Here is an 11,827-nt window from a genome sequence, read left to right on the forward strand (position 1 = left end):
GTCTTTACTAATTCATCATTCGAAAGAAATTCCCCATGTGGTTTCCTTATCAATAATAAAATTTCCCAGATCGCCTTTTGTTTTTTTTCCATTGATGATGATGTTTTCAAACCTCATGTTATAAACTGGATGCTTTGCATCATGCCCCATAATTAAACTGGGTATTTTCTGTCCACCATACATTTCAATATTCCTGAAAAGCATATCACTCATACTTCCACGTTCTGTATTCCACTGCCCCCAACGATTTGGTTTTGTAACCAGGTGAAAAATGCGCCATGTTGAATTATCTATTCGGATATTTTCAAACAGAAACTTTGTTTTATGTCCTTTACCTCCATGTATGGCACAAATCACCGCTTCGTTTTCATTGTCCCATTCATGTTCCACCCGTATCACTTCTATATCGTGTACATAGCAATTGCTGTAATCATTAGTGCCGTTCCAGCCCATTTGAAAAGGGGCACCGTTTTCCATTTGCCAAATGACACAGTTCTTTGTTTCAGTCTTATTTTGATAAAGCTTTACTGCATCATCATTTACTTTAAAGAAACAGTTTTCAATCAACGTTTCTTCACCTGCAGAAATACCATCGGTACTAAACCACCAACCCATCATTTTTACGTTATCAATATGATGTTTCTTTCCGCTTAATGTAATCATGAATCTTGGCGCATGAATCATAGTAATGCCTTCAATTTTTACATTGCTTGCATTCTTTAAGTTGATCATATGGTCGGCTGTTCTTGCAGCATAATCTTCACCACTAATTATTCCTCTTCCGAAAATTTCAATATCATTTATATTCTCTGCATACAACTGACCTTTGATATATGCTCCGCCGTGGATATATACTTTTTTCCCTTCGGGAATGATAAATTTTTCACCAATTGAATGAAAACCCGGGCCAAAATAAATAATGGATGTATCCGCAGCATTCGGAATATTTTTTTCAAGGGGGTTGGCAAAAATCAATAATGGATGTTCAATACGAATTCCGGTTTGGTATTCTACTGAGTATTGTCCCGGTTTGCTGATAACAAATTCTATAATACTATTTTTCTGTATTGTCTTTATACTTGCACTTCTGGGCAATACCTGTGCCGGGTTATGATGACTTGTATAATTATACACCCGAATAGTTACGGGTGCATCAAACGAAAAATTAACCCATGCGGTTGTTTTACTGTTGTTTGTGTAGTGAAGGGCATTCATACTATATACAAACAATGGGTATGTTTTGCCGTTTTGAATAAGCTCTACCTTATACTCTGCACTTGGATGAATATATTTATTATTGCCAACCATGTTTGATGTAGGTTCATAGGTTACCAATTTTGCAAAACAATCGTAGCTTATAAAACACAATATAACAACGAGTAAAGCTTTCATTTTTTTACAACTTGAACAGTCGCTTTTGGATTTTGAATGATTAGTTTGTCGCCTTGAATTTCAATTGGCTCAATACATAAATAAGGCTCCGCATATTTTTCGGAACTGTGATAGGCCATAAATAATTGCCCTTTTTCATTGGCAAAAACCGAGTTACTGAAAATAACCTGCGTAGGAGGTGCAAATGCATTGGGCTTAGGATAAGGCATTCGTAACTGTTCGTTTGCTTCTTCTTCAAAAAAAACATAAAGCGGTTCTTCCTGTGTAAACCTCCAGGGCCCTGTCGGCTTGTCTGCCACCATATAGCGGATGCGTTCTATATAACCTGCATAAAATTGTGTGAGGATAAGAAAATAATAATCCCCATTCTTGAAAACATAGGGTGCATCAAGGTATTTAAATTTTTCTTTCAACGCAGAAGGCCCGAGCATTTCAACAGGATCATGATGCAGTTTTCCAATTTCCACATCAAGTGTTGTGCTGTAAACCAAACCATCCATATCATAAAACACATACACCGAATCACCTTTGGTAAACAAGGACGCATTGAATCCTTCAAATAACGGTTTATCATTTGTAACAACATGGTATGGCCCCGTAATTTTTTCAGCTACTGCATATCCAAACCCCAATTTCTTATACGGACGTAAAACATCATTGCGGCAGTTGAAGGTGAGTAGATACTTATTTTGAACCTTATGAATTTCAGGTGCCGACCAAACATCTTTATACCAAACAGAATCTGAAAGACTATAACGGTTAATGAGTAACTTCTCTTCCTGCCAGTTAACCATATCAGTTGACTTATACAACATCACTCCTCTTTTTGGCCAGTATGTATTGGTATATTCTGTGCCAACGAGATAATAGAAACCAGCTTCCTGGTAAATATGAAAATCTTTTTGTCCATATGAATTCAGGCCATTAAGTATAGGGTTCGTCCATTTTTTTATTGGAACATATGATAGTGAAATAGGACTGTCTTTCTTTGTAACAATAAATTGTACGTTTTTAACAGAACTGTCATTAATACTTACTCTGCCCTGCGTTGCATTTTTTAAATAAACACCATTAATGCTTACATTTTCAAAAACGATGTTCTTTATACTGCTGACTGAATCAAATCCATTCAACACACTTAACCGCTTCATGGGTTTTCCATTTGATGTGGTCACTTTAATATTACGGAATGTAACGTTTGAAATCTTTCCCAGCTTGTCTGCTTTTGCCCAACGGTTCTTCATAATCTGCAAACTCACTAATTTCCAATCACTGTTCTCTACTCTTATATCTTCAAACAAATAGTTGCTCATGTGACCACTACCGCCATGTATAGCATCAAACACTGCTTCATTAGGATTTTCCCACTCATGATCACATCGTATGATATCGCAATCCCTGACAATAAAACCACTGTTATCGGTGTTCATATTCCAACTGATTTGAAACGGAGCACCATTTTCCATTTGCCAGATAGTAGTACGAAATACTTTGTTTCCACTACGGTATAATTTAATGGCATCGTCATTACATTTTAAAAAACAGTCTTCAGTTAATCCGTCCTCCCCAAAAGAAAAACCATCCGTATTAAACCACCATCCTAAACCTTTCACATTTTTAGCGTGTGTTCTTTTAGCACTTGTGGTAATGTAATAACCTGGGGCATCCACCATGGTAAACCCTTCAAAATAAAGGTCCGTTGATGCTGCATCAGGAAAATGAATAAGTTTACCATGTGTATGACCAAATCTTCTGCCACTGATAATCCCACGGCCAATAATTTTTGCATTGGGTGCATTACGGCCTATAATATGTGCACTGAGTACAGCCCCGCCTGCTACATACAAAGTTTGATTCGCTTTCATAAATATGGTATCCTGCTTATCATGATAGCCCGGGCCATAATACAACACATTTTCATCGTTTGGTTTTGGACTATTTTTTTCTAAAGGATTGGCAAAAATCAGCAACGGATATTTTTGAGAGCCGTCAAACTCCACTGCTATATTGCGGGGCTTCTCCAACGTAAATGAAACCGTATTCGTTTTCTTAGATACTGCAATGTTGTAGGACGATGGAAGTATTTTGCAATTACTAAATGCAGTATCTAACTTTGTTACGGTAACTGTAATTTTTCCTGCAAATGAAAAAATGGAATACGCTGTATTTTTACTCCTGTTTTTTTCAAATTGTGCATCACTTACATAAACAAAGCTCTCCACCGTTTTTCCTTTTTGTGTAATGGAAATTTTATACTGCTTTGATGCCGGCATTTGTGATGGTGCAGGATAAGTGACTACCTGTGCAGAAGTAACTAAAACAGGCATCAGAAAAACAACGGTTATCAAAAATAATTTGCTCATACTAATCATGTCGCCTCCTCTTTGGTGATTCAGCTTTATTATTATAGTTTTTCAATTCATTTACTTCAAAATCCTTAAAAGGCTTCTTTCCAACATTCAGCAATAAAATTTTATCAATTGCATATCCCTGAGAACGGCCTGATAAAGTAAGAGTGTAGAAACCTTTTTGTAAAAACACAAGGAATGGCGTAACAGTATGTTCTTTCGTTATATCATCATTGCTATTCCATGTCCATCCGTTGGGGTGACCTAATATGGCAACTTTATGAAACACTGTATCTTTTAATGCAGATGATGCTGATTGAAACTTAACCCATACATCATTCCCATCAGGGTCTGGTGTTTCAAGCCGATTAGCCGCATCCTTCATTTTACCCCTGATAAATAATTGATAGTTGCCAGGTGTAGCTATTTCAAAATGATATTTCAATAAACCTTCTCCAGGCTTTATGCCTTGTCCCGTCTTTGTCCACTCATAATAACCATAACCGCTTTGCCCACTACTGTCTGCTTTATAAAGCCATCCCGGAAATGATGGAACCGATTCACATTCCATTAGTAACTCACCATACTGTTCCCGAAACAGAAAAGCCGTATTCATTTGCTGATGCCTGCTCTCATGCCAATTTTTAATATTTCCTTTTTTAATTTTTATAGGATATTGTAATGATTCATTTGGTCTAAAAGTTGAATCGGACGTAACTAAAATTTTATCTATCTCACATCCATCTTCCCGCATAGATAACATCAACTCCTGTCTTCCTTTTACAGGTACATCAATTGTGATGGCGGCTTTGGTATCACGTTGTGTATTGCTCCACTTCCACTGCTTACTGCCAAATACCATTTTCTTTCCACTCTCAGGCCATATATTGTTGATACCAACATGCAGCGTATTATCATCACCGTCAGTATTTACTGCTCTTATCCATACGTAATATTTGCCTGCGGCAGGGAATTCAATCATATAACTTATGACTGCTGCCTGTCCACCTATTCCTTTAATACTGGTTTTTGAATTTATTCCATCTTCATCTTTTTGTCTTGCATCAGGCAGTAACTCAAGATAGGCGTTGGCAGATGCATTGCTTAAATGAGGTGCATCACTATCGGGCCCAATTACAGGTTGATGCCTTTCTGTTACAAGGTGCCACATTCTTGTTTCTGTTTTTGTTTGCCTGTAAAAATCTTCTGCTTCAAATACAATTACGTTCGATGTATCGGCATACAATAAGTTAGCTCCGTAAATTGCGCCATCGGGATTAGCAATAGCATGGTATATATCAGCTCTTACATTTTGTAATGAAAACGGCTTCGGTAATTTTCCATTATAAACAGTTGAGGAGGGACCCTTTTCTTCTGTGATCGTGAACGAGCTGTCTGTAGTTAAAATAAACTTATCAAACTCTTCTCCGTCTTCCCGCATACCAAATTGGACATCATGTATTCCTGCGGAAGAAATATCAAGGTAAGCCCTGCCTATTTTCCATGGGTTACGACTGATCCTGTTATCGCTTTTCCAAATCCACTTTTTTTTATTTACAGGTGATTGCAGAATTTTGGCAGATGCCGGCCATATCCCATTTATTCCTGCCTGCGTTGTATTATCTTCTTCATCATTACTGCGTAGTCTTGTCCATAGATAATACCTGCCCGCTTCCTTAAAGAAAACTTTATAATGTACTACAGCGACATTTCCATCGCTACCGAGATTTTCACCATTGATTATCGGATCTTCCTCTGTATGAAATAAATCGGGCAATGCTTCGATGTAAGCTAAACCAGATGCATCAGCATATGAAGCAGTATCGTGATCAGGCCACACCTGCGGATGCTGTAGCGGGCTGTTAATATACCATGCCCGCCTGTCGGTTTTTGTTTGTTTGTAAAAATGTTCGGCTTCTACAACTATAACATCCTTTTTACTGCCGGAAATAAAATTGCTGTCAACTAAAGGCAATATTGCCTGTTGTGCTGTTATATAATTACAGCTCCCCAGGAATAAAAATAAATGCAATAATCTGATCATTACTTTACGATGATTTTCTTAATAATTTTTTTACTCTGCTGTTCCAGTTGTATAAAATAGATACCGGAAGAAAATGCCTGAAAGTTCAACTCTACAACACCTTCATTCAAAACCACCTTTCTGTTTTTCAGTAATTGACCCGCTTCATTCAGTAAAGAGAAATAAACTATATTACCGGTCTTATTAACTAAATTGTATTGTTTGAAAGAAGTAGGGATAAGCAGTGTTTTACTCTCCAATACAGGATTATTTACTGATGTAACAGTTGTAAAATCAAAATAATCAGCACCTGCTTCAAACTCTGCTTCCACAGTGTGGTTAGCTGAAACGCTTCTGAACGTATAGTGCTGCAAACGGCCTGCATTAACGCCATCAATTTTTACATTTTTTATTTTATAACCTGAATTGGGAATAATATTTACGACCCTGTTCATACCACTTGGCGTAGGCAATATACCTGACGGCGAAACAGAACCATTTACCCCTGCTGAGGCTGTAATGTTGTGCAAAGGAGTTGTTGAGGTAAAGAAAATATTATAAGCTGTGTTTGTATCAATGTCAAAATAATCAGAGTAGTTCGATGCTGTAATAAGCTTGTCATTTAATATCAAATTGTCAAACGTTATATCGTGTACAGTTGCCTTGATACCATCTTTTACAAAACCCTTGAGAGGCTGTTTGATAACAGTACCATTGGCTGCTTTAAATGTATTCTCGAACAGGATATTCTGGAATAAAAAGTTTTTGATCTCCCCGGGATTGGCTGCGTCTAGTGGATCAGCGGGTTCATATTGAATGGTAATATTGGATAGCAAGGAACAGAAATCTTCTGCATATACATTTCGTATGGTATCATTTGCCAGGTTAACCCCTTGTTGCAGGACAGAACCAATAATACCTCTGTTACGGTTATAACTGTTCCATTCACTATTGATGTAATACATGTTTTCATAAGTAGTTTTGCCAACTCCTAAATTATTCCAACCCAACTGACCACTGGCGCCATTACGCATGGGCCAGAATACAGAGTTCCGAACTACATGCGGATCTCGTGCATAGTCATAATCATCTGAAGTTTTGATGAATATCTCTTCAATAACCGAACCACCCGACGGCCGGATTCCATCGTGATTGGATGCCCAGCCTATGATCTTAATATTTCTTATTACTGTGTTATTTGATGACGGGCAGGTGTGATGACAGGGATGTACTAAAGTTATACCCTCATAAAGGGTATTGTTACTTCCGGCAAAATTTAACCATGCAGTTTTTTGCAAAACGTTATTATTATCAGGTTCTTTCATTTCGTGCCATACATAATCAGCGCCGGATAAAATTCCCCTGCCAAAGATTTTACAATTATCATAACCATCTGCATCAATACTACCTCTTACAAAAGCACCACCTGCTAAATAAATCTGTTGCCCGTTTCGGGGAATATGATAACGACCTTTGTTTCCATGCTGGTCAGAAAACTTATTGATTAAATCCCAGTCACCCGGTGGAAAATAGATAAGCGAAGCCGCCTGCATTTGTGCATAAGAAACAGTATTGGAATACAGCAATACACCTGAAGCTGTTGTTGAGGGAATATTTGTTTCGGGTTTATCAGCAAAAATCATCAACCCATTTTTTATATCCTTACCACCGGAACCATCATCGTCCTTATTTTCATCGCTCACAAAATTTACACTGATATAAGCAGGCCTAAGCTGGTCACTGATTTTAAATTTAACTTTTCTGCCATCAAAGTAAACAGGATTAATGCCATACGACTTAGGCGATATATCAACTCTCACAGCCGCTGTACCATAGATCTTCTCCACTTCCACGAATACTTCCCCGGTAAATGAGAAGACAGCATAACTCATGGAACGGTCCTGAAGGATTCCGGTAACACCGTTTCCATCAGGCCCTTCGATCAGATTAGGTTTTGAAATATGCGTATAGACTTCCTGTGCGACAGATTGCTGACTAATCTTCACTGAAAACTTATCAGATTTTGGAGCTGTGGAAGGCCATGAAAAATTAGTAATCTGCCCATGAACAGAACTACAAATGCAGAACACGACAAAAAGCATCCAATATTTCTTTAATAGCAAGCTTATCATCTTGTCTAAGTTCGCATATAGAAAACAAACTATTTGGTGCTAACGTTCAACAAAGTGATGCAGATGTACATTAAACTGTCAATAATCATCAATAGGGAGCTTTTCAATATCAGTTTTATTAATCCAGTTAAATTTCAAAGATTCTCCTTTCATAAACCGTTCATAAAAACCGTTGTAAACAGCACCTGGGTACTGCTCGTATATATGACCATATCCCAACATTCGATAATCTCCTTCAGCTTTTAGTTTTGTTTCCATTTCGGTTTTCATGGCGGCTTCCAATAATTTGTATTGCGGTTTTCCTGCAAGGTTGATGATACAGTCGGGGTCTTTTTTAATGTCATATAGTTCTACAGCTACCCGATGACCAAAACAAAGTCTCCAATACGTTTTTTCTATTCCACTACGTCGTTGATTTAGTATAAAGGTTTTAGTTGCTCCGCCATCAGTATTTAAGTACCCCGTTTCAGGATTACATGCAGGCCATCGGTCAGGTTCATAGTTTATTAGATACAACATACCATTTTTATGCAAACCACGAATAGGAAAACCCCAATCATTCGGTCGTCCGATATCATGCCGCTCCTGTCCCACTAACACAAAGTTTCTTGCCGGTTCTACCTGACCGTTTTTGTTGCTGTTGAAAATATTGAACAGTGTTTTTCCTGCAAAGGAATGCATACCGCTCTGCTTTTGTGTAATGCCCGCTGCCTGTAAAAATGTGGGAGCTAAATCAATAAAGCTTACATAGTCGTCGATTTTTCTTCCAGTTGATTTTATTCCATCCTTCCACATAACAGCCATGGGAATATGATTGGCATTTTCATATTGATTACCTTTTACCCTCGGAAAAGGCATGCCATGATCGCTAGTGTAAACAATAATAGTGTTATCTAATTCTCCGGTTTCTTTTAAATACGCCAGGATTTTCTCAACCTGTTTATCCATGTATTCAATTTCAAACGCATAGTCGAGTAAATCATTTCGTATTGTATCAGTGTCAGGAAAATAACCGGGTACTTTTTTAATACTTGTCTTGCTTTTTTTCCCAATTGAAGCACCTGTTCCATATTCATAAGCACGGTGAGGTTCATTAAACCCAACCCAAAAAAACCAAGGTTTGTTTTTATCTTTTGATTGTTGAAAATATTTAAAGTTAGATGCGTAATCAATACGACTTATTTCTTTTGTTGGTGGTTGGACCCGAAAAGTATCGTAGCTCTTTATTAACAAATCTCTTTTCTTACCGTCGTGTGTAAGTGCAAATCCCGGTTGGTAGCCTTTTCCAGTGTAACCTGCTTCGTAACCATTCTCTTTTAATACTTCCGGAAACGTTTTAAACTGTGGTGGAAAATAAATCCAATGATTGGCTGCTGCTTCTAACTGCCAACTGTTTCTTCCTGTTAAAATACAACTGCGGCTGGGTGCACATTTTGCATTGGGCGTGTAAGCTTTATTAAATAAGATACCCTCTTTTGCTATCCTGTCGAAAGCTGGTGTATTTACATAGCTGCTACTATAAGCACTAAAATCAATTCCTGCATCATCGGCAATTAAAAACAAAATGTTTGGTGGCTTTTGGTTAGTTTTTTTATTCTTTTGAAAAGATAAAGATGCAAAAGCCAGAGTACAAAAAATAGGTAAAGCAAATTTTGATAAGAAGCTAAATATTGTTTTGAATTGACGCATATAATTGTTTTGAAACATTTTTACTTTTTATTGTATTGAAACTGCTTATCAAATTTAACTGTGTCAAATATTGGAGACGCCGGCATATCAAACTGATAATGTGGCAGCTTTTGTAAATTCACTGTTAGCTTTTTACCGGACGATATTTCCATTACATGACCACCCAATTTTTTATCATCGCTTATAAAATGAAAATGATAAGCTGCAGTATTAATGTCGCCAATAAATTGGGGACAGTAAAATCCAACCATTGTTCCTGTTACATTCTTCCCTTTAAAAACCGGCCTTTGCGGTATAAGCACATCTAATCCCTGTTTAAAAGGTAGCGACTGCTTATGAAGACCGCCAAGCGTAACAGAATCAAATACTCCTTGTATAGTGAATGCGTAAAAATGATTGGCTGTTGGCAATTGCTGATTTAACTGACTACGCAGTAAATCGTAATTCACAAAACTATTTAATAACACAGCAGTATCACTTTTAAAAAAACAGGCATCAGCATATACAATTTCGTCATCATCTTTTCCTTCACTGATTACACCATTTTCTCTAACCCTGTAAGCTTTTCCATCCAACATTACCAACTCGCCGTCTAAATAATCAAATGAGCCCAAGCCTATATTCCCATGCTCTTTTAATTCTGAAACTTTTAAATGCCCGTCAAACACCTTATTAACAAATGCCGCCCATATATTGTATTGATAAAATGTAGCTTCCGGCTTTACAGCAGTATTTGGTTTTGCAGTTGGACTACTGCAGGAAACAATTGCCGATAAAAACATTAGAAAAGAGTAAACTAAAATTCGTTGTATCATCATGACTTAAATTGGTTTTACACGGAATACCATACCCGGTTTTTCAACAGCGATATACAAATAACCATCCCTGCCCATTTCAGCATTGCGCATACGTCCTAAACCGGAGAATAATTTTTCTTGCTTTACTACTTTATTATTTTTCAGAACAATTCTATCAAGGTACATATACCGTAAAGAACCAACCATTATATTTCCCTTCCATGCCGGATATCTGTCACTGGTTATCATCGTCATTCCACAAGGAGCAATGGAAGGAATCCAATAAGTTTCTGCCTGCTCCATACCCTCTTTTTGTGTCAGGTTGGTAATCGGCTTACCGTTATAGTTAATACAATTACAGATCAAAGGCCATCCGTAATTAGCTCCTTTGCGGATAATGTTCAATTCATCGCCACCTCTTGGGCCATGTTCAGTTTCCCAAATAATGCCTGTTGATTTTTCAAAGATTAATCCCTGGGGATTTCTATGGCCATAGCTCCAGATAGTTGCTTTGCTTTTACCATCATTTATAAACGGATTATCTGGCGGAATTCTGCCATCATCAAATATTCTGTGAATTTTTCCATTATCGTTTTCGGTGCTTTGCGGAAATTGCTTTTCATTTCCTCTTTCACCCACTGAAAAATAGAGATAGCCCTTATCATCGAACATAAGTTTGGAGCCAAAATGATGTTTGGTTCTTGTGTAGGGTAAAGCCTCAAATATTTCCTGCACTTCAGTAAATTCATTGTCTTTAATTTTTCCTCTTACAATAGCTGTTGTCGTAAGCACAATGCTATCCGGCTTTTTAAATTTGGAGTAAGAAAGATACACCCAGCCATTGTCCTCATACGCAGGATGTAACTTTAAATCTAACAATCCGCCCTGCCCTTCTGCCAATACTTTTGGTGTTCCTTTAATAAGCGTTTTATTACGATGCTGATCAACTCTGTACAATTCGCCGCTTCTGTCAGTAATTAAATAATCGCCACCTGGCAATTGAGCAAATCCCCATGGACTTAACATACCCGTAGCAATGGTATCCAGCTGCACCTTCATTTCCTGGGTTTCAAAAACATTTGACTGCAGTTTATTTTTAGGCTTATAAGAATTTACATCTTCTATAAAATGCACGAACATCTCCGCCATTTTCCGTATGTCTCTATCTTTAATGGAATTATTGAATGACGGCATTCCAAAATCGGGGCTTCCTTTTTTAATACTTTTAAAAATTGAATCCGGCGCTGTACCATATTTCCAGTTGCGATCTACAAAGGCTTCCATTATTTCACCATGGCATCCTGAACAATTTTGTGCGTAAATTTTTCTGATTCTTTTTTCTGATGAACCGTCATCATTTCTTTTAGATATTGCGAAGCTGTAACAAAACACACTTGTCAGAATTACAACTACAACTTTTATCAGCGCTGGTATCTGCTTCATTTT

At 37.4% G+C, this 11,827-nt stretch carries 7 protein-coding genes; all 7 read right to left on the reverse strand.

The features are described from left to right. Nucleotides 1-15: 15 nt before the first annotated feature. Nucleotides 16-1,392, reverse strand: coding sequence for a glycosyl hydrolase family 28 protein (locus VK159_RS12410; RefSeq protein ID WP_324230460.1), 1,377 nt, complete (start codon nucleotides 1,390-1,392; stop codon nucleotides 16-18). Further along, on the reverse strand, nucleotides 1,389-3,755 hold the full coding sequence (locus VK159_RS12415) for a family 43 glycosylhydrolase (protein WP_324230461.1): 2,367 nt from the start codon (nucleotides 3,753-3,755) through the stop codon (nucleotides 1,389-1,391). The genes VK159_RS12410 and VK159_RS12415 overlap by 4 nt, the downstream gene beginning before the upstream one ends. Nucleotide 3,756: 1 nt before the next feature. Next, a complete protein-coding gene (locus tag VK159_RS12420; protein ID WP_324230462.1) occupies nucleotides 3,757-5,784 on the reverse strand; it encodes a hypothetical protein in 2,028 nt (675 codons plus the stop codon). Next, nucleotides 5,784-7,769, reverse strand: coding sequence for a T9SS type A sorting domain-containing protein (locus VK159_RS12425; protein ID WP_324230463.1), 1,986 nt, complete (start codon nucleotides 7,767-7,769; stop codon nucleotides 5,784-5,786). Before VK159_RS12425 ends, VK159_RS12420 begins: the two co-directional genes overlap by 1 nt. A 204-nt stretch (nucleotides 7,770-7,973) precedes the next feature. Continuing rightward, nucleotides 7,974-9,458 carry a sulfatase gene (locus tag VK159_RS12430; protein WP_324230464.1) on the reverse strand — a complete coding sequence of 495 codons (1,485 nt, stop codon included), beginning with the start codon at nucleotides 9,456-9,458 and terminating at the stop codon, nucleotides 7,974-7,976. Nucleotides 9,459-9,604: 146 nt separating this feature from the next. Beyond that, nucleotides 9,605-10,402 (reverse strand): acetolactate decarboxylase, encoded by a 798-nt coding sequence (locus tag VK159_RS12435; RefSeq protein WP_324230465.1) that lies wholly within the window; start codon nucleotides 10,400-10,402, stop codon nucleotides 9,605-9,607. A gap of 3 nt (nucleotides 10,403-10,405) precedes the next feature. Next, complete coding sequence (locus VK159_RS12440) at nucleotides 10,406-11,824, reverse strand: PQQ-dependent sugar dehydrogenase (RefSeq protein ID WP_324230466.1); 1,419 nt, start codon at nucleotides 11,822-11,824, stop codon at nucleotides 10,406-10,408. Nucleotides 11,825-11,827: the final 3 nt, after the last annotated feature.

This window comes from Lacibacter sp. (assembly GCF_035299325.1).
GTDB lineage: Bacteria > Bacteroidota > Bacteroidia > Chitinophagales > Chitinophagaceae > Lacibacter.

What these genes read in the sequence shown, in the direction of transcription:
- VK159_RS12410 (WP_324230460.1), bottom strand. Translation starts at nt 1,392, where the DNA reads ATGAAAGCTTTACTCGTTGTTATATTGTGTTTTATAAGCTACGATTGT.
- VK159_RS12415 (WP_324230461.1), bottom strand. Translation starts at nt 3,755, where the DNA reads ATGAGCAAATTATTTTTGATAACCGTTGTTTTTCTGATGCCTGTTTTA.
- VK159_RS12420 (WP_324230462.1), bottom strand. Translation starts at nt 5,784, where the DNA reads ATGATCAGATTATTGCATTTATTTTTATTCCTGGGGAGCTGTAATTAT.
- VK159_RS12435 (WP_324230465.1), bottom strand. Translation starts at nt 10,402, where the DNA reads ATGATGATACAACGAATTTTAGTTTACTCTTTTCTAATGTTTTTATCG.
- VK159_RS12440 (WP_324230466.1), bottom strand. Translation starts at nt 11,824, where the DNA reads ATGAAGCAGATACCAGCGCTGATAAAAGTTGTAGTTGTAATTCTGACA.